The sequence below is a fragment of the Pararhizobium gei genome (assembly GCF_029223885.1).
GTDB classification, from domain to species: Bacteria; Pseudomonadota; Alphaproteobacteria; order Rhizobiales; family Rhizobiaceae; genus Pararhizobium; species Pararhizobium gei.
In genome coordinates, this window is record NZ_CP119409.1 from 2,520,239 (window position 1) to 2,538,344 (window position 18,106).

Genomic DNA, 18,106 nt, shown 5'->3' on the forward strand with positions numbered 1-18,106 from the left:
AAAATAGGCAACATGTTGTTCAGCCTTTTCCGTCTCCAACCGTCCAACCAGAATTCGCGCAAGGTTTTCGCGCTTTCGATCCCGAGAAACCGGTTGTCATGACTTGATCTTTCCGCTTGCGCGGCTGACAACGCTTCAGTGTATCAGCGTCCGGGATCCCATCATGTCAGCGTCGCCTGCTCCGGCTTTCCGGCTCTATCTTCTCCGCCACGCGAAGGCCGGATCGACGCAGCCGGGCGAGACGGATTTCGACCGGGCTCTGGATGAGGCAGGTCGCCGCGAGGCTGCAATTACGGGGCGCATGGCCGCACGCGCGTCCTACGTGCCGGAGTGCATCCTGAGTTCCTGCGCCCGCCGCTGCCGCGAAACCACGGCAGCCTTCCAGGCGGCGATCGGCGATGCGGTCGAAACGCGCTATCTGGAAGAACTCTATACCGGGACCGTCGAAATCTACTGCCACGCCATCACCGAGAATGCCGAGGGCAGATCCTTGCTGGTCGTCGGCCATAATCCGGTGATCGAAGAAATCCTTCAGGAAATCGTCGGCGAAGAAGCGTCTGCCGAAGCGATGCCATTCGGATATTCTCCCGGCATTCTTGCGGCCATTGACCTCGAAGACCACCCGCGGCCGGGCGTCAAACCGCGGGGAAGGCTTGTCGGCCTGATCGATCCCGATTGCCATCGCGGCTGATAAAAGCACGGTTCTTTCATCCCAGGCCTTTCAGCCCTATATCGGCTGTGGGCCGCCAGGCCGAAACCCGTTTCAACGCTTGTCGAGGCCTACAGATTGCCTTCTTTTCTGACCCAACTTTCCGACGATGCCAAGCTTGCCTTCGATGCGCTGACGGATCGTGCCACCGGCTTTGTCAATCCGACTCTGCGGCTGGGCGTTACCGGCTTGTCGCGTGCAGGCAAAACGGTTTTCATCTCGTCCCTTGTCCACAATCTGTTGAATGGCGGGCGCCTGCCGGTCTTCGAAGCGGTTCGCTCCGGGCGCGTCTCTCGCATAAGGCTGGAACCGCAGCCGGACGATACGGTGCCGCGCTTTCAGTACGAGGATCATATCGCGGCCCTGGTGCGAGATCGGTTGTGGCCGGATTCGACACGGGCGATCTCACAATTGCGGATCACGCTGGACTATGAAAGCGCCAGCGGCTGGAGCCGTATGCTATCGCCTGGCCGGCTGTCGATCGATATCGTCGACTATCCCGGCGAATGGCTCCTCGACCTGCCGCTGCTGGCGCAGGATTTCAGAACTTTCAGCGCGAAAACGGTCGAAAGAGCTCAACGGGGCGTTCGTTCCGAATTGTCGGCCGACTGGCTGTCTGTTGCCGCTTCTCTGGACATCCAGGCGCCGGCAGACGAAGCCGACGCCCAACAGCTTGCCGCCCGCTTCACGCGCTACCTGCAAGCCTGCAAATCCGACGAACGCTCGCTCTCGACGCTGCCTCCGGGCCGTTTTCTGATGCCGGGCGATCTTGAGGGCTCACCGGCACTGACCTTCTCTCCGCTCGCCGGCCTGCCCGACGGCCGGGCGCCAAAAGGGTCACTCTGGGCGATGATGGAACGGCGCTACGAGGCCTACAAGACCTATGTAGTCAAACCCTTCTTCCGCGAGCATTTCGCCCGGCTCGACCGCCAGATCGTTCTCATCGACGCCCTGCAGGCGATCAACCGCGGCCCGGAATCCCTTCTCGACCTGGAAGAGGCTCTGGCCGATGTGCTCGCCAGCTTCCAGCCCGGAGTAAACTCCTTCCTGTCCTCGTTCCTGAGCAAGCGCATTGACCGGGTGTTGATTGCCGCGACAAAGGCCGATCATCTGCATCACGAGAGCCACGACCGGCTGGAGCGCATCACCGCCCGCCTCGTCCAGCGGGCCGTGGACCGCATCGGCATGAGCGGTGCGGGTCTGGATGTCATGGCGATCGCATCCGTGCGCGCCACCCGCGAGGCGACCGTCAACCATGACGGCCACGTCCTGCCCGTCATCGTCGGCACCCCCTTGGCCGGCGAGACCATCAATGGGGAGACCTTCGACGGAGAGCGGAAAACGGCAATCTTTACAGGGGACTTGCCCAGGAATCCGGATTCGATGTTTGAAGACCTTGAATCAAAACCGGAGGAAAGCCTGGTGCCGGACCTGAACTTCGTGCGCTTCCGCCCGCCGCATATCGAGGAAACCCGCGGAGGACTGAAACTGTCCGTGCCACATATCCGGCTCGACAGGGCGATGCAATTTCTGTTTGGAGACCGGTTGGCATGAGCAATACGCCGCAAATTCCCGGACGCAGGCCCGCCGCCTTTACAATCGGTGGCGAAGCCGCGCCGAAACCTCCGGCCGTCGATACGCCTCGCCGGCGCCCGGGCAGCTTCGGCGAAAACATCGTCATGACGCCGGACACTGACGATCCCTTTGTCGCCACCACGAGCAACCTGCCCGTGACGGCAATCGCCACGCCGCGCAAACGGCGCTTCTCCTTCGGCAAGCTGGCGTTTGCAGCGCTTGGCATCCTATTTTCCCTGGCGCTGGGCCTGTGGGTCGACAGCCTCGTGCGCGACCTGTTCACCCGCGCCGACTGGCTGGGCTATCTGGCAATTGCAACGGCGGCGGTGGCGGTTCTTGCCTTCCTGGTGGTCGTCAGCCGGGAACTGGCCGGGCTTATGCGGTTGAAGGCCGTGCAAGCCTTGAAGCAGCAAGCCGTGGAGGCGGGCCTCGCCCCGACAGCCAAGCCCGCCCGGCAGGTCATGGCAAACCTGGTTCACCTGCTGGCCGCCAAGCCGCAGACAGCCCGTGGGCGCCTGCGGCTCAAGGAGACCGAGACCGACATTATCGACGGCCCGCATCTTCTCGAGCTGACGGAGCGGGAATTGCTGGCGCCGCTCGACCGGGAGGCGCGCACGCTCATCCTCAACGCGTCCAAGCGCGTGTCCATTGTCACCGCCGTCAGCCCCCGCGCCCTGGTCGATATAGGCTATGTCGTCTATGAAGCGGCGCGCATGATCAGAGCCATGGCCGACCTCTATGGCGGGCGACCGGGCACGCTGGGGCTGATGCGGCTGATGCGTGACGTCATTGCCCATCTCGCCGTGACCGGTTCCATCGCCGTTGGCGACAGTCTTGTCCAGCAGGTGCTCGGCCACGGACTGGCGTCGAAGCTTTCCGCAAGGCTGGGCGAAGGCGTCATCAACGGTCTGATGACCGCGCGAATCGGCATCGCCGCCATGGATCTGTGCCGGCCCATGCCCTTCAGGGCACTGAAACGGCCGGGCATAGGCGATTTTATCGGCGATCTCGCACCCGGTGCCACAAGAGGCCGGACGCCGGAGGACGATGCTGGCTAGGGCATTTCATATTCCGGCGTACCAGTCGTAACCCACATCTTCCCAGAACCCGCCCTTGCCGCGCCCGATCGGCGCGAGTGTCGAAACGAGTTCGATCGCCTTGATGTATTTCGCCATCTTGTAGCCGAGCTGCCGCTCGATCCGGACGCGAAGCGGCGCGCCATTGGCGACGGGCAGCGCCTGATCGTTGCAGCCATAGGCGAGAATCGTCTGCGGATGGCGCGCATCCATCAGATCGATCGATTCGTAATAGGGCACCGTCCCCGCCAGGCCGAGATCCATGCTGTCGTAGCAATGAAAGACCACGAAGCGGGCCTCCGGCTTCACCTTCGCCTCGTCCAAAACCTTGGCCAGAGGGACGCCGGTCCATTTGGCGATGCAACTCCATCCCTCGACGCAGTCATGCCGGGTGATCTGCGTGCGCGCCGGCATATTGCGCACGTCTTCGAGGCTGAGGTTCAGCGGCTTCTCGACCAGCCCGCCGACTGTCAAACGATAAGCCCCGAAATTCCCGGCCTTGAGGGCCAGATAATCGGCGCCATCCGGATCGGTCGAGCCGTTGGGCCGCTGGCCTTGGCGCACCTCGCTCTGCGAAAATTCCGGAGCCAGAGCATCGGCGCTGATCAGCATCCGCTGGACACGATAGGTCAGCCCGTTTGCCGATGCCATGATGTCGCGGAGCGAGCTCTGGCTGGACAGGGCACCATCCAGCATGTCGCAGCCGGCAAGCGGAACGGTAGAGGCAGCGACTCCTGCCAGACTAAGAAATCTGCGGCGATTGATCGCAAAGCCACTCATGCGGAATGCTCCTCTTTCTTCGCAGCATCGGCCCGATACCAGCCGGTAATGATCGAGCGCATCTCATTCAGCGGCCCCGCCGCGATGACCATCACGATGTGGACGAGAAAGAACAGGACGAGCAGCACCATGCACAGAAAATGGATCGTGCGCGCGGTCTGTCTTCCGCCGAAGATGTCCAGGAGCCAGGGCCAGGCGGCATTCATTCCCGGAGACATGGTCAGCCCTGTCAGAATGATCAGTGGAAAGACCAGAAGGAGGATGCCCGCATAGGTGAGCTTCTGCAGCCCGTTGTAACGGCCGTCATGGTGGAACCGGAAACGCAGATGATCCATGACACTGCGTGGGAGCCCTCTGATATCCGAAAATGACGGCAGGATATCCCGCCGCAGATGGCCGCTGATCAGGCTCGTTGCGAACCAGATGAGGAAGGCCGCAACGAAGAACCAGGCGAAGAAGAAATGAACGACGCGGCCGGTCGCCAGATCCTGATAGGATGGTACCGTCGCCCAGGCCGGAAAGCCGCGATAGGACGGGCTTTCGTCTGGACCGCTCACCCCCAGAATACCTGTCGTCGTAAACGTCTTGCCAAGCACGGTCGTATAGCCGCCGACAGTGCCGTCCGTGTTGCGAAGGGCTTGTATTGCAAGCACGCTGTTGTCGAAGGAAAATCCCGACTGCTCCCCGACATAGAGTTTCGGATGGGCGTTGAAAATCTGCAGGCCGCTGAGCAACAGGAAGAACAGGGCAATCGCCCAGGTCCAATGCGTGAGGCGTGTCGCAAGCCTGTGCCGGTATACGAGCCTGCCGCCGTCGCCGCGCTCCTTCGACCGCAGCTTCATGTCGTCAACGATGGTCATGGCGCGCCTCCCTGTCGAAGCCATTACGTAACCGTGCGGGCAAATGTTTCAATGCAACTTGCGTCAACCCGGCGCACATCAAGGTGATTGTGCCGTGAGCCAAACTGTTTCCATGGATGCAGCCCAGCAATCACTTCTATGGGCCGGAAAGACGGCCCGGACGCTGCCGGGCAACGATCCATTAACCATTTAAGTGCAAACCTAATCTCACATTCCGGACGCTGACCTTCAAGGATCGTTTATGTTTTCGCGCCCCTCTTTGATCGCCCGCGGCATTGCCGCAGCCTCGCTTGCCGCCCTCGCCTGCGCCGCCACGCCAGCATATTCGGGCAGCAGCGACAAGGCATTTTTTGAGCAGGTCGCCGGCCAGTGGAAGGGACCCGGCGAAATCGTCGCCGGCAAATACAAGGGCACGAAATTCACCTGCGACCTGATTGGCGAAGCAACGGATACCGAGGCCGGCATCAAGCTCGATGGCTTCTGCCGCGTTGGGGTCTTCAAGCAGCCCATGTCGGCCGTAATCACACAGTCCGGCAGAAGCTACGGCGGCAAATTCCTGGATGGCGCCAACGGCAAGGGCCTCGACATCGTGTCGGGCAATGTCGCTAAGGACAAGGTCGTGCTCGGCATCAACCGCAAAAAGCTGAACGGTGCCATGATCGCCCGGCTGCAGGATCCGAAAACACTCAACATCACCATTTCGGTCAAGGTCGAGGACACGATGGTGCCGGTCATCGGCGTCAGCCTCAACCGTCAACTGGACACGCTGGCCGTCGGCTCGATCAGGAAATAGCCAGCCGCATTACGTGATGACAGTATATCGGGAGCCGGCATGTCCGGCTCCTTTTGCAATTTGGGGACCTTGAAATTTCCGGAGCCCCGCGCGAATCAGAAAGGGCGGCCCTATGGACCGCCCTTCGCATTTTCAATATTTGCCTGCCTGCTCAGTGTTCCTTGCTGGCGTAGACCGACTTCTTTGTCAGGTAGATCAGGCCGGTGAAGATCAGAAGGAAGATCATCACCATGAAGCCTGTGCGCTTGCGCTCCTCCAGATGCGGCTCGGCAGCCCACATCAGGAAAGACGCGACGTCGCGCGAATACTGCTCGACGGTCTGCGGTGCACCGTCGTCATAGGTCACTTGATCGTCCGACAGCGGCTTTGCCATGGCTAGCGCCGCGGCGCTGGCGAAATATGGATTGTAATGCGTGCCTTCGGCAACTTCCGTCCCGGCCGGCGGCTCCTGATAGCCGTTCAGCAGGGCGTGGATGTAATCCGGGCCGCCTTCCTGATACTGCGTGAACATGTCGAAGATGAACAGCGGGAAGCCGCGTTCGATGCCGCGTGCCTTGGCGATCAGCGAGAAATCCGGTGGTGCGGCACCATTGTTGGCTGCGGCGGCGGCTTCCGCATTGGGGTAAGGCGACGGGAAATGGTCGGATGCAACAGCCTTGCGGGTGTACATTTCGCCATCGGCGTTCGGGCCGTCCTGAACTTCATAATTCGCGGCGAATGTTTTCACCTGCGCTTCGGAATAACCAAGGCCTTCCAGAGTGCGGAAGGAAACCAAGTTCATGGAATGGCAGGCGGAACAGACTTCCGTGTAGACCTTCAGCCCACGCTGCAGCTGGCCCTTGTCGTAATGGCCGAAGGGGCCGGCAAAGCTCCACTCTTCCTGTTCGGGCTTGTGGATCGGAAAATGCGGCGTGCCGCCGGCGGCATGTTCGCCTTCGGCAGCAGTGCCCTCTGCCTTGTGTTCGCCCGCTTCCTGGGCGAACACCATGCCGGCGCCGAGGCCGGCAACGACTGCGAGCGAAAGAATGCCTGTAACAAGCTTTTTCATTGTTGTGGGTTCCTTAATCTTCGCAGTCATCAGGCGGCAACGGGCTTCTTCGCAGCCTGCTTTTCCAGAACCGCCTCGGTAATGGAATTCGGGATGCGCTTCGGCGTCTCGAACAGGCCAAGCAGCGGCATGATGACGAGGAAAAAGCCGAAATAGTAGAGAGTGCCGATCTGCGACATCACAACATAGAGACCTTCCGCCGGACGCGAACCGAGCCAGCCGAGCAGGATGGCGTTGACCACGAAAATCCAGAAGAACAGTTTGTACCAGGGACGATAGACGGCCGAGCGAACCTTGGATGTGTCGAGCCAGGGCAGGAAGAACAGCACGATGATCGCCCCGAACATCACGAGAACGCCGCCCAGCTTCGAGTCGATCGGGCCGACATTGAAGGTGATGGCGCGCAGCATGGCGTAGAACGGCAGGTAGTACCATTCCGGAACGATATGAGCCGGCGTTTTCAGGGCGTTCGCCGGAATGTAGTTGTCCGGGTGGCCGAGATAGTTCGGCATGTAGAACACGAACCAGGCATAGATCAGCAGGAACACCGATATGCCCAGAGCATCCTTCAGCGTCGCATAGGGCGTGAAGGCGACCGTGTCGGTCTTGGTCTTGACTTCCACGCCCGTCGGGTTGGTCTGACCGGTGACGTGCAGCGCCCAGATATGCAGCACGACGACGCCGGCGATCATGAAGGGCAAAAGATAATGCAGCGAGAAGAAGCGGTTGAGCGTCGGCTGGTCGACGGCGAAGCCGCCGAGCAGGAACTGCTGCAGCCATTCACCGACCAACGGGAAGGCCGAGAAGAAGCCGGTGATGACGGTCGCGCCCCAGAAGGACATCTGACCCCAGGGCAGAACATAGCCCATGAAGCCCGTTGCCATCATCAGGAGATAGATCACACAGCCGAGGATCCAGAGAATCTCACGCGGCGCCTTGTACGAGCCGTAATAGAGCCCTCGGCCAATGTGGAGATAGACTGCGATGAAGAAGAATGACGCGCCATTGGCGTGCATATAGCGCAACAGCCAGCCATGGTTCACGTCGCGCATGATCTTCTCGACGGAATTGAAGGCAACCGTCGTTTCTGCCGCGTAATGCATGGCCAGAACGACGCCGGTCAGGATCTGCACGATCAGCATGACCGACAGCATGGCGCCGAATGTGTAGGCATAGTTCAGATTGCGCGGAACGGGATAGGAGATGAAGCTGTCATGGATCAGCCGTGGCAAGGGCAGACGCGAATCGACCCACTTCTCGATACCGGATGTCGGCATATAGGTTGAATGATCACCACTCATAATCAGTATTCCCCTCAACCGATCTTGATGACTGTGTCGGACGTAAACGAAAAGGTCGGGACCGGGAGGTTTTGCGGTGCGGGGCCCTTACGGATACGGCCAGCCGTATCGTAGTGAGAGCCGTGGCACGGACAGAACCAGCCGCCGAAATCGCCGGCCTGGCCGAGCGGCACGCAGCCCAGATGCGTGCAGGAGCCGATCATGACGATCCAGTTTTCCTTGTCCTTGCCGGCGGACCGATCCAGATCGGTGGCTTCCGCTTCCGCCGGAAGGTTGGCGTTGCGCGCAACCGGATCCTTGAGATCGGCGAGCGCCACGGCATTGGCCTCTTCGACCTCCTTGGCGGTGCGATTGCGGATGAAGACCGGCTTGCCGCGCCATTTCGCCGTCAGCGACATCCCCGGCTGCAGGCTGGAAACATCCACCTCGATCGAAGCGAGCGCCAGCGTCGATGCATCCGGCCGCATCTGATCGATGAAGGGCCATGCGACCGAAGCGGCGCCGACGACGCCTGCCATGCCCGTTGCCAGATACAGGAAATCGCGGCGAGTGGGCTCGCCCATGGTTTCGCTTGATGTCTCGTGTTCGCTCACGGTTAAACCATCCTCTCACGCAATGTTTGCGGAAACCGCATGTCCCCCGGCGTTGGCCCGCCCAGTGCCGACACTTGAGCGAAAGAACAGCGCCAAATCAATAAGCCGATACCCGATTCGGAGAAAACTTTCGCCCCTACGCCCCATGCATCGAAACCGGGCAAATCCGGCACGTCAAAAAAACGGCAGATTCCCCGGCATTCCGGCGCGTTCTATGCTTGATCGCAAGGGATGTCTAGCCTAGAGGCCGGCAGGTGAGCCAGAATGTCGCGGGAAAACCGAAGCCGATGTTCGCAAACCGCTTTTGGCGGTCAAGGGCCGGCTGAGCAGGCTCTTCGACAAGATGTGTTCCCTCTATTCGGCCGCCGCATCGCGGGCCAGGAAACCACCCGATTGGCGGTGCCACAAATCGGCGTAAAGGCCGCCTGCGGCGATGAGGTCGTCATGCGTGCCGTCCTCGACGATCCGCCCTGCATCCATGACGATGAGACGGTCGAGCGCCGCGATCGTCGACAGCCGGTGGGCGATGGCGAGCACGGTCTTGCCGCGCATCAGACGGTCGAGGTTTGACTGGATGGCCGCCTCGACCTCCGAATCGAGCGCCGATGTCGCCTCGTCGAGAACGAGGATCGGTGCATTCTTCAGCATGACGCGAGCGATCGCGATGCGCTGGCGCTGGCCGCCCGACAGCTTGACGCCCCGCTCGCCGACATGGGCGTCGAAGCCCAGCCGTCCGCGCTGGTCCTGAAGCTTCTCGATAAAATCGAGAGCCTCCGCCTGTCTTGCCGCGTCCTGCAACCGCTCCTCGTCGGCATCCGGACGACCGAACAGGATATTGTCGCGGATCGAGCGATGCAGCAGAGACGTGTCCTGGCTGACCACGCCGACCTGACTGCGCAGCGATTCCTGCCGGATTTCGGCGACATTCTGCCCGTCGATGAGAATGCGTCCGCCTTCGAGATCGTAGAAGCGCAGGAGCAGATTGACGAGCGTCGTCTTGCCGGCGCCGGACCGGCCGACAATCCCGACCTTTTCGCCCGGCCGGACGAACAGGGAGAGATCCTCGATGACGCCTTTGCCCTTGCCGTAGTGAAAACGGATGTTTTCGAATCGGATAGACGGGCTGGCAATGACCAGATCGGCAGCGGCCGGCACGTCGGCAAGCTCGATCGGCTGCGAAATCATGTCAGCGGCGTTCTGGATCGTGCCGATATTGCGCATGATGCCGTTGAACTGCACCATCATGCGGCTGAGCAGGAAGTTCAGCCGCAGCACGAGCGCAAGTGTGAACGCGACCGAACCGGAGCTGATCAGTCCAGCCAGCCAGAGATGGATGCTGAGGCCCGCCATGGTGACGATCATGATGCCCGACAGAAGCGCCATCGATGCGCGCACGCCGGTGATGAACCGGGTGAAGCGGATGGTCGTGTCCTGGTAGATGTCGAAGCCCTGCCGCATATAGCGGTCGTTCTCCTCGTCCCGGGCGAAAAGCTTCAGCGTCTGGATGTTGCTGTAGGCATCGACCATGCGGCCGTTCAACATGGACGCGGCCTCCGCCGTCGCGCGCGAATGCTCGCGGATACGCGGCACGAAGAACCGCGCCAGGAAGGCGAAGCCGATCAGCCAGAAAAGGACGACGATCGCCAGCCAGATGTCGAGCTGCCCGACCAGAACCAGCGTCGAAACCGAATATATTCCAACGAACCAGACGCTTTCCATCAGCGATGTCACGACATCGCCGACCGCCTGTCCGCCGGACCAGACCTTTGTCACGATCCGGCCGGAAAAGTCGTTCTGGAAAAAGGACAGGGATTGCCTGGCGACATGCAGATAGGATTGCCAGCGCACCAGATTGTAAAATCCGGGCGTGATGATCTGCTGGTCGACCAGCGCCATCGCCAGCGACACGACAAAGCGCACCACGCCTATCAGCACCAGCATACCCAGCAACTCGGTCCCATGCGTGGCGAGCAGGCCGCTCCAGCCCTCGCCCGGCTTGACCGTCGCCAGGATATCCACCAGCCGGCCCACGAACCAGAACAGCGCCGCCTCGATCGCCGCGGTCAGGCCGCCGAGAACCAGCATTGCGACAAACGGCGCCTTGGCCTGCCGGATGTAGAACCAGACATAGGATAGCAAGCCCCGCGGCGGCTGCAGCCCGTCGCGGGCCGCAAAGGGCTGTATCCAGTTTTCAAAGGCTATGAACAGGCGGCGCAGGATCATGGGCCGAGATATAGGCGGTTTGGTTCATGCGGCAACGCAAAAAAGAACGGGTGCCGATTACATTTCTGCAATCCGCACCCACTGTGTCTGAAGATGGCGGGATACCCGAAACTCTGCAGCCGCCGCTCTATTCCGCAGCAGCGTCCCGATCTTCATCGGCGAGAAACCCGCCTGATTGCCGGGACCAGAGGTCGGCATAGAGCCCTTTGCGCGCCACCAGTTCGGCATGGTTGCCGGTCTCGACGATTTTTCCCGCTTCGAGGATGACCAGCCTGTCCATCTCCGTCAGCGTCGACAGACGGTGGGCGATGGCAATCACCGTCTTGCCGGCCATCAGGGCAAACAGGTTCTCCTGGATCGCGGCCTCGACCTCCGAATCAAGCGCCGACGTCGCCTCGTCAAGGATCAGGATCGGCGCGTCTTTCAGGAAAACGCGGGCAATGGCGATCCGCTGGCGCTGGCCGCCGGAAAGCTTGACGCCGCGCTCGCCGACCTGCGCATCCAGCCCCCTGCGGCCCTGGTTATCCTCGAGAAGCTCGATGAAGTCCCAGGCATTGGCCCGCTTGGCGGCAGCGATGATATCGGCATCGCCGGCTTCCGGGTGGCCATAGGCGATGTTTTCGCGGATCGACCGGTGCAGCAGCGACGTGTCCTGCGTCACCACGCCGACCTTGGCGCGCAGGCTGTCCTGCGTCACACCGGCAATATCCTGCCCATCGATCCGGATCGTACCCGCTTCGAGATTGTAGAACCGCAGAAGCAAATTCATCAGCGTCGTCTTGCCGGCGCCCGACCGCCCGACGAGACCGATCTTCTCGCCCGGCCGGATCGTAAGCGACAGATTGTCAATGACGCCCCTGGCCTTGCCGTAGTGGAAGCGGATGTTTTCGAAGGCAATCGCTCCTTGCGGAGCAGACAGGACCGGAGCGCCCGGTGCGTCGAGAATATCCTGCGCCTTCGTCATCATGCTCATGCCGTCATAGACGGTGCCGATATTTTCGAACAGCGCCGAGACTTCCCACATCACCCACTGAGACATGCCGTTGATGCGCATGGCGAGCGCCACGGCGATGGCGATCGATCCCACGGACATGCCGCTGGTCAACCAGAAATAGATGCCGAGCGACGAGATCGCAAACAGCGCTATGCAGTTGTTCGTATAGACGAGCACATGAAACAGCGTCACCTTGCGCATCTGCCGTTGCACGGTCTGCAGGAAGGCGTCCATGCTTTCCTTGGCGTAGACCTCCTCGCGCCCCGCATGCGAAAACAGCTTCACGGTGGCGATGTTCGTGTAGCTGTCGACGATACGGCCCGTCATCATCGAGCGGGCATCGGCCTGCTCCTTGGAAATCTTGCGAAGGCGCGGAACGAAATAGCTGACGATGCCGGCATAAACCGTGATCCAGATGACCAGCGGCGCCAGCAGCCGCCAGTCGGCGGCCGCGACGACAACCAGCATCGAGACGAAGTAGCTGACGACGTAGACGAAGACGTCGAGGATCTTCATCACCGTTTCGCGCACGGCAAGCGAGGTCTGCATGACCTTCGTCGCAACGCGGCCGGCAAATTCATTGGCGAAGAAGGTCATGCTCTGGCGCAGAAGATAACGATGCATCTGCCAGCGGCCGATCATCGGGTAATTGCCGAGCAGGATCTGATGCATGATCAGCGAATCGAAGGCGACGAGTGCCGGCAGGCCGATCAGGATCAGCATCGCCATCCAGAACAGCTTTGTCCCCTCTGCCTCCAGGAACGTCTCGGGTCTCGCCGCAGACAACCAGTCGACCACATTGCCAAGAAACTGGAACAGTGCCACTTCCCCGACGGCAATCAGCGCGGTGCAGATCGCCATGGTCAAAAGCCAGGGCGCCGCCGGCTTGCTGTAGTGCCAGCAAAAGGCGAACAGGCCCTGCGGCGGCGCCTGGGGCTCCTCGGCGGGATAAGGATCGAGGCGGGATTCAAACCAGCCGAACATGATCAGACTCCATCAGACGATCTGTGAAGGAGGCGGACGGTCCGCCTCATAAGGGAAACTCAAACCGGCAAACAACGAAAAACAGGCGAAGCGACTGTCTGGAGAGCGGACGATCATCCGCCGGAAAAGCGGGAAGTGCGGAACCGATCAGCCCACCAGGACTGGAGAAACAACCCGGAGACGGTCGATCATCGGGTAATCCATGCATGCCTCCGGTGGTTCGCGTTGACGATGCCCGCAGACTTAGGGGGTTTTGCGGGGATAGGCCAGATTGCATTGCACATTTTCTGCGCATCGCGATCTACAAAACGGCTCTGTTGCGATAACGGCACAGATCGATTACGAGCTTTGATCAACGCCATGAACATGATTGATATGTCACGATATCCGCTTCGCATCGCCCTCTATCAGCCTGACATTCCCGGCAATACAGGCACGATCCTGCGCCTTGCCGCCTGCCTCGACCTCGCCGTAGATATCATCGAACCCGCCGGCTTCGACCTGTCGGATCGCAATCTGAAACGCGCCGGCATGGATTACATCGCGGCAGCCGCCCTGACACGCCATATCAACTGGGAGCGCTTTCTGGAAGCGCAAGCCGCGCAGGGGCGCCGTCTTGTGCTGGCGACGACCAAGGCTGCCGATCCCTATACGCGCTTTGCCTTTCAGCCGGGCGATACGCTTCTTTTTGGCCGCGAAAGCGCCGGCGTGCCGGATCATGTCCACGAGAGGGCGGACGGACGAATCGTCATTCCGATGGCCAATGGTCAACGATCCCTGAATATCGCCATGTCGGTCGCAATGCTCTGCGGCGAGGCGATCCGCCAATTGTCCGTTTGAACGGCCACCGCACGGCAAGCCGCGACAGCGTCGCCTGTTCAATCGGCGGTCGGCAGTCTGCGCATCGTGAACTCGATTTCATCGCCGTCCAGCTGCCGCCAGCTTTCAACCTCGGTCCAATAGGCCGCCTTGGGCCAGGTATCGAACCACTCCTTTGCTTTTTCCCGCGCATGAAGGCGGTTAAGGCGATAGGTCTCCCGCACGAACGGGCTCTGGGCAGCCCGTCCCTCACTCTTTCGCTGTCGAGCTATCTGTTGCCGCAATCCTTCGAGCGGCGGCCGCGCCGGTATTTTTGCCATGGAGCCCACCTCTTTGCAGTCGAGCCTGTCTGCGCAAGATAGGAGATATGCAGGAATTTGCCAGTCCCGTCACGCGCCGCTGCCCCTGCGGCATTTTGCGTCCGGTGGCGCGTTGCCAAACACGACGGAAATATGGTCTTTCGGTTCAGAGGAATCACGCGGCGGCACGCCGTGAACAAGGACGCACCCATGGAACGACCGGAGTTGCCGCAGGGCTTGCCTGCCGATATCGAAGACAAGAAGGCGAAGGCCGCGGCCTGGTTCGAAAGCCTGCGCGACACGATTTGCTCATCTTTCGAAATGCTGGAAGACGACGTGACGGGTCCGCTGTCAGACGGCGAGCCCGGCCGGTTCGAAGCAAAGGACTGGCTGAGGGATGAGGGAGCAGGCGGCGGTGGCCGCATGTCGATGATGTCCGGCCGCGTCTTCGAGAAAGTCGGAGTGCATACCTCCACGGTGCATGGCGAATTTTCACCCGAGTTCCGCAGCCAGATACCGGGCGCCAGCGCAGACCCGCGCTTCTGGGCTTCCGGCATCTCGCTGATTGCCCATCCGGTCAATCCAAACGTACCCGCCGTGCATATGAACACGCGCATGGTCGTGACGACCAGTCATTGGTTCGGCGGCGGCGCCGACCTGACGCCTGTTCTTGGACGGCGCAGGACGCAGACGGACCCGGACACCGTCTTGTTTCATCGCGGCATGGAAGTCACCTGCAAACGCCACGCGGTGGCCGACTACCCCCATTTCAAGCAATGGTGCGACGAGTATTTCTTCCTCAAGCACCGCAATGAAGCGCGTGGCATCGGCGGTATTTTTTATGACTGGCTGCATTCGGATGAGGAAAAGGGCGGCTGGGATGCCGACTTCGCCTTCACCCAGGATGTCGGCAAGGCCTTCAACCTCGTCTATCCGAAAATTGTCCGGACGAACTTCAACACGCCCTGGACGGAAGAGGACCGCGACGAACAACTGGTACGGCGCGGTCGCTATGTCGAATTCAATTTGCTCTACGATCGAGGCACGATCTTCGGGCTGAAGACCGGCGGCAATGTGGACTCGATCCTGTCTTCCATGCCACCCGTGGTCCGCTGGCCGTAACGGCGATCCCGGCTGTCCGGCGGCCGGGTCGTCCATCGACGGAATCAATCGCAGAACTTGATTTTCTTGAAATACAGATTGCCCCACTTGTCCCAGCGCTTCACCTTCTTGACATAGCATGACGGCTCGTAATGGCCGCCACCATAGTAGCCGCTGTTGTAGAAACCGACTGAAAAGCCGCCGAATGGGTTACCGTGATAACCATGGTGGTGGTGATGATTTTTGTGTCCCGCATAGGACGGAGCTGCGAACGAGACAGCGGCGATGATCGCGACGGTGGCGGAAATGATGATCTTACGCATGGTATTCTCCTCTGGCTGTAGCGGATGACTTTTGTCATCCAGTGACCAGACAATCGCACGGCCGCCGCCTTCGCGCTGTTTCGGATGGAACAGGGTGAACAAAGCAGCGCTTGCGGCGTTATCTTCTGGCAATTGCTGTCAGGAGAACGAACGTAGTGGTTTTCAAGGAACGCACATTTCATGGTATTGCACCCGAAATGATTTTGCCCGACGGTACGGCTGAACTCGAGAGCCGGGTCGCCAATTGCCTGGCGGCCGTCGATGGCATCGATGCCACCGCCATCTCGGTAACGGCCAAGGGCAACATCATCGTGCTCACCGGGAATGTGCTGAGCATCGAAGAGGTCGAGCGGGCCGAGGAAGCCGCCAGCACTGTAGAAGGCGTCGATGAAATCCTCAATCAGCTCATCGTAACCTGATCAGATCGCCTTCAGGGTCCAGGACACGATGTCGGCTGCGACGGTTGCAAACGCACTGTCGAGCGACGCAACCAATGCGGCGTTGCCGCTTCCCCGAACAGGTATGACTGCCCGGAATGCTTTTTGTCGGGCGACGGTACCGTTCTTGTCGTTCAGTATCTTAGCAAAAATTTCCACGATGGCCGAATCCGCACCTTCGGTCGAGACTTCGAAAGCCCGGATCTCGGTGACGATCTGGTAGTCGATTGCCAGTCCCTCGCCAGGCTTGCCGACGCCGCCGATTTTCCCGGTATTCTCGAACGCCTGGACGAGTTTCGCCTGCACCACTTTGGGCAGCCGGTCGCTCCACTGGGAATTGGCGAGATACTGGATTTCGGAGGCTGACAGCCGCACGACGATCTGCTCGCTGTCGATCGCCTTCAGTGCCGTCGGTTCGGGAACGAGGATCTGCTTTCCGCTTGATGCCGGACCTTCGACGAGCGGGGACGCGGAGAGGCTGTAGGTATCGTTGTTCGCCTTGCCGCCGCAGGCAGCCAGTCCGCCTGCGACCAGAAGAAGAACAGAGGCCCGGAGCAACCCTGCCGCAGAAACACGAGAAACACCGGAAAAATTCATTTCAAATACTATCCTTCGTCAGTCAGCAGCAACTTAGAAGCTCATCGGCTGAAAACAAGCCGAAAGCAGCCGTAGGCTTGCAAGTATAAGCAAAATACCAACGAGGCTTGCAGCATTGCCACGCACGAACCCTGCGCCTGCGCTGTCCTTAAGCGATTCGCCCTGCGGACAAACATGAAATCAGAGGTGAAGCAGTCCGCGGTCAGGTCTATCTGCGCGTTCTGCCGTCATACTGCTTGACGGTCTCGCCGCCGAACAGCAGGCGTTGTGGATCCTTGTCGAAGGTCGAGATCGTCGTATCCAGCGTCTTGACCGCCCGCCGCGTGTCGCTGACCAGAGCCTCGATATCGCGCAACCCGGATCCGGAGAAGCGCTTCAAATTGTCGGCGATGGGGCCGATCTGTGCGTTGACATTGTCGGCCACCCTGCGAAAGGAAGCCAGCGTTGCGCGCGCGTCGGCCGAAAGCGACGGCGCGTCGGCGTCGCCGAGGAAGCCGTCAAGCTTCACCAGAATGCCATCGACGCGGGTGGACGCGGCGTTGAGCGTGTTGGCCATCTGCGTGACATCGGTGATCGTCTGGTCGATATCGTTCTGGCGGCCCTTGATCCTGTCCGCCAGATCGCCGATCGAGGCGGCGGCACGGCGCGCATCGGCGCTCGCGGCCGAAACATCATTGACCACGCCACCGACTTTCTGGGTATCCACAGCCGCCAGGAGCGTATCGACGCGGCCGAGCGTTGCAGTCGCGTTCACGCCAAGACGCTCATAGGTGTCGGCGGTCTTGCGGAAACTCGCAAGCGTGTCCGCGACATTGCCCGATGCAGCAGCGAGATCGGTGCTCATCTTTTCGACGTTGGTGACGATCTGGTTGATTTTCGCCGGATCCACCGACTTCACCAGCGCCTCCGCCGAGGTCAGCGTCGTATCGAGCTTGCCGGCAGCACCCGTAATAGATGTTGAAAGCGCGCTGACGCTTTTCAAAAACGTATCGATCCCATCGGCATTGTCGGCGAGCGACTTGGTAAAGCGGTCCGCATTCGAGATCGTGCTGGTCAGCGGCCCCCGCACATCCTTGACGAAGCCCTGAACATCGCTGATTGCCTCGTTGGCGCGATCAAGGATTTTATCGGCGGTCGCCAGAAGGCTGGTGACGCTCGACTGGTCGGCCGTGAGTTGCGCGGGTTTGCCCTCGTCGAGCGCCTTGCGCAGAATATTGTCGTCGCCCTTGTTGCCGCCGCTCAGTTCGATATAGGCGGCGCCGGTCAGACCCTGGATTTCCAGCGTCGCCGTGGTCGATTTCAGCACCGGCGCATCGGCAGATACTTCTGTGACGGCAACGGAATAGCGGGGATCGTTCGAGTTGATCGCGAGGCTGCGGACGGAGCCGACGGGGATACCGTTGAAGCGTACCGGCGAGCCGACGCTCAAGCCGTTGGCAGAGCCCGGAATGCTGATGACCAGTTCGGCCATCTCGCCGCTGCGGCCATATTGCGACATCCAGTAGACAAAGCCGAACGCGGCAAAAATGACCGCAACGGTGAAAAACCCGACGATGGCATAATTGGCTTTAGTTTCCATTGCTACCGCTACCTT

18 protein-coding genes are annotated in these 18,106 nt (G+C 60.5%); 7 read left to right on the forward strand and 11 right to left on the reverse strand.

All coding sequences use genetic code 11. From position 1 onward, the window contains the following. Positions 1–163: 163 nt before the first annotated feature. From PY308_RS12345 to PY308_RS12355, 3 genes are all read left to right on the forward strand, one after another. Positions 164–691: a SixA phosphatase family protein gene (locus PY308_RS12345; protein WP_275782883.1), complete on the forward strand. Its 528-nt coding sequence runs from the start codon at positions 164–166 to the stop codon at positions 689–691. Between the two features lie 96 nt (positions 692–787). Beyond that, positions 788–2,263 carry a YcjX family GTP-binding protein gene (locus PY308_RS12350; RefSeq protein WP_275782886.1) on the forward strand — a complete coding sequence of 492 codons (1,476 nt, stop codon included), beginning with the start codon at positions 788–790 and terminating at the stop codon, positions 2,261–2,263. After that, positions 2,260–3,342: a YcjF family protein gene (locus PY308_RS12355; RefSeq protein ID WP_275782888.1), complete on the forward strand. Its 1,083-nt coding sequence runs from the start codon at positions 2,260–2,262 to the stop codon at positions 3,340–3,342. Before PY308_RS12350 ends, PY308_RS12355 begins: the two co-directional genes overlap by 4 nt. A 6-nt stretch (positions 3,343–3,348) precedes the next feature. On the opposite strand, the gene PY308_RS12360 is transcribed toward PY308_RS12355, so the two are convergent. Both PY308_RS12360 and PY308_RS12365 read right to left on the reverse strand, forming a co-directional pair. After that, the gene (locus PY308_RS12360; protein WP_275782890.1) at positions 3,349–4,140 is read right to left on the reverse strand and encodes a molybdopterin-binding protein; all 792 of its coding nucleotides are present in this window, start codon (positions 4,138–4,140) and stop codon (positions 3,349–3,351) included. Continuing rightward, positions 4,137–5,000, reverse strand: a complete 864-nt coding sequence (locus PY308_RS12365; RefSeq protein ID WP_275782891.1) for a cytochrome b/b6 domain-containing protein — start codon at positions 4,998–5,000, stop codon at positions 4,137–4,139. The genes PY308_RS12360 and PY308_RS12365 overlap by 4 nt, the downstream gene beginning before the upstream one ends. Before the next feature lie 241 nt (positions 5,001–5,241). Between PY308_RS12365 and PY308_RS12370 the strand changes: the two genes are divergently transcribed. Continuing rightward, positions 5,242–5,793, forward strand: a complete 552-nt coding sequence (locus PY308_RS12370) for a hypothetical protein (protein ID WP_275782893.1) — start codon at positions 5,242–5,244, stop codon at positions 5,791–5,793. 151 nt (positions 5,794–5,944) lie between these two features. Here the strand turns inward: PY308_RS12370 and PY308_RS12375 are convergent, their stop codons facing one another. From PY308_RS12375 to PY308_RS12395, 5 genes are all read right to left on the reverse strand, one after another. Further along, a complete protein-coding gene (locus PY308_RS12375; RefSeq protein ID WP_275782894.1) occupies positions 5,945–6,841 on the reverse strand; it encodes a cytochrome c1 in 897 nt (298 codons plus the stop codon). 29 nt (positions 6,842–6,870) lie between these two features. Beyond that, positions 6,871–8,142: a cytochrome b gene (locus PY308_RS12380; protein ID WP_275782895.1), complete on the reverse strand. Its 1,272-nt coding sequence runs from the start codon at positions 8,140–8,142 to the stop codon at positions 6,871–6,873. A 14-nt stretch (positions 8,143–8,156) separates the two neighbouring features. Then, on the reverse strand, positions 8,157–8,735 hold the full coding sequence (gene petA / locus PY308_RS12385) for a ubiquinol-cytochrome c reductase iron-sulfur subunit (RefSeq protein WP_275782897.1): 579 nt from the start codon (positions 8,733–8,735) through the stop codon (positions 8,157–8,159). Between the two features lie 354 nt (positions 8,736–9,089). Then, a complete protein-coding gene (locus PY308_RS12390; RefSeq protein WP_275782898.1) occupies positions 9,090–10,958 on the reverse strand; it encodes an ABC transporter ATP-binding protein in 1,869 nt (622 codons plus the stop codon). 127 nt (positions 10,959–11,085) lie between these two features. Further along, a complete protein-coding gene (locus PY308_RS12395) occupies positions 11,086–12,936 on the reverse strand; it encodes an ABC transporter ATP-binding protein (protein ID WP_275782900.1) in 1,851 nt (616 codons plus the stop codon). Positions 12,937–13,302: 366 nt separating this feature from the next. On the opposite strand from PY308_RS12395, the gene PY308_RS12400 reads away from it, so the two are divergent. Then, a complete protein-coding gene (locus PY308_RS12400) occupies positions 13,303–13,776 on the forward strand; it encodes a tRNA (cytidine(34)-2'-O)-methyltransferase (protein WP_275791107.1) in 474 nt (157 codons plus the stop codon). 38 nt (positions 13,777–13,814) lie between these two features. Here PY308_RS12400 and PY308_RS12405 read toward each other — a convergent pair whose 3' ends face one another. Then, positions 13,815–14,075: a hypothetical protein gene (locus PY308_RS12405; RefSeq protein WP_275782901.1), complete on the reverse strand. Its 261-nt coding sequence runs from the start codon at positions 14,073–14,075 to the stop codon at positions 13,815–13,817. A gap of 189 nt (positions 14,076–14,264) precedes the next feature. On the opposite strand from PY308_RS12405, the gene hemF reads away from it, so the two are divergent. Beyond that, positions 14,265–15,176 carry an oxygen-dependent coproporphyrinogen oxidase gene (gene hemF / locus PY308_RS12410; RefSeq protein WP_275782902.1) on the forward strand — a complete coding sequence of 304 codons (912 nt, stop codon included), beginning with the start codon at positions 14,265–14,267 and terminating at the stop codon, positions 15,174–15,176. 44 nt (positions 15,177–15,220) lie between these two features. On the opposite strand, the gene PY308_RS12415 is transcribed toward hemF, so the two are convergent. Continuing rightward, positions 15,221–15,610 carry a hypothetical protein gene (locus PY308_RS12415; RefSeq protein ID WP_275782903.1) on the reverse strand — a complete coding sequence of 130 codons (390 nt, stop codon included), beginning with the start codon at positions 15,608–15,610 and terminating at the stop codon, positions 15,221–15,223. A gap of 23 nt (positions 15,611–15,633) precedes the next feature. Here PY308_RS12415 and PY308_RS12420 point away from each other — a divergent pair, with 23 nt between their 5' ends. Continuing rightward, entirely contained in the window at positions 15,634–15,897 is a 264-nt protein-coding gene (locus PY308_RS12420; protein ID WP_275782904.1) for a BON domain-containing protein, read from the forward strand. On the opposite strand, the gene PY308_RS12425 is transcribed toward PY308_RS12420, so the two are convergent. Both PY308_RS12425 and PY308_RS12430 read right to left on the reverse strand, forming a co-directional pair. Continuing rightward, positions 15,898–16,512, reverse strand: a complete 615-nt coding sequence (locus PY308_RS12425) for an ABC-type transport auxiliary lipoprotein family protein (RefSeq protein WP_275782905.1) — start codon at positions 16,510–16,512, stop codon at positions 15,898–15,900. 208 nt (positions 16,513–16,720) lie between these two features. Then, a complete protein-coding gene (locus tag PY308_RS12430) occupies positions 16,721–18,091 on the reverse strand; it encodes an MlaD family protein (RefSeq protein WP_275782907.1) in 1,371 nt (456 codons plus the stop codon). Positions 18,092–18,106: the final 15 nt, after the last annotated feature.

Bases quoted from the DNA above. Each gene is read 5' to 3' on its own strand.
- PY308_RS12400 (WP_275791107.1), top strand. From the start codon at position 13,303: ATGATTGATATGTCACGATATCCGCTTCGCATCGCCCTCTATCAGCCT.
- PY308_RS12390 (WP_275782898.1), bottom strand. From the start codon at position 10,958: ATGATCCTGCGCCGCCTGTTCATAGCCTTTGAAAACTGGATACAGCCC.
- PY308_RS12395 (WP_275782900.1), bottom strand. From the start codon at position 12,936: ATGTTCGGCTGGTTTGAATCCCGCCTCGATCCTTATCCCGCCGAGGAG.
- hemF (WP_275782902.1), top strand. From the start codon at position 14,265: ATGGAACGACCGGAGTTGCCGCAGGGCTTGCCTGCCGATATCGAAGAC.
- PY308_RS12375 (WP_275782894.1), bottom strand. From the start codon at position 6,841: ATGAAAAAGCTTGTTACAGGCATTCTTTCGCTCGCAGTCGTTGCCGGC.
- PY308_RS12430 (WP_275782907.1), bottom strand. From the start codon at position 18,091: ATGGAAACTAAAGCCAATTATGCCATCGTCGGGTTTTTCACCGTTGCG.
- PY308_RS12345 (WP_275782883.1), top strand. From the start codon at position 164: ATGTCAGCGTCGCCTGCTCCGGCTTTCCGGCTCTATCTTCTCCGCCAC.
- PY308_RS12380 (WP_275782895.1), bottom strand. From the start codon at position 8,142: ATGAGTGGTGATCATTCAACCTATATGCCGACATCCGGTATCGAGAAG.
- PY308_RS12425 (WP_275782905.1), bottom strand. From the start codon at position 16,512: ATGAATTTTTCCGGTGTTTCTCGTGTTTCTGCGGCAGGGTTGCTCCGG.
- PY308_RS12355 (WP_275782888.1), top strand. From the start codon at position 2,260: ATGAGCAATACGCCGCAAATTCCCGGACGCAGGCCCGCCGCCTTTACA.
- PY308_RS12360 (WP_275782890.1), bottom strand. From the start codon at position 4,140: ATGAGTGGCTTTGCGATCAATCGCCGCAGATTTCTTAGTCTGGCAGGA.
- PY308_RS12405 (WP_275782901.1), bottom strand. From the start codon at position 14,075: ATGGCAAAAATACCGGCGCGGCCGCCGCTCGAAGGATTGCGGCAACAG.
- PY308_RS12365 (WP_275782891.1), bottom strand. From the start codon at position 5,000: ATGACCATCGTTGACGACATGAAGCTGCGGTCGAAGGAGCGCGGCGAC.
- PY308_RS12370 (WP_275782893.1), top strand. From the start codon at position 5,242: ATGTTTTCGCGCCCCTCTTTGATCGCCCGCGGCATTGCCGCAGCCTCG.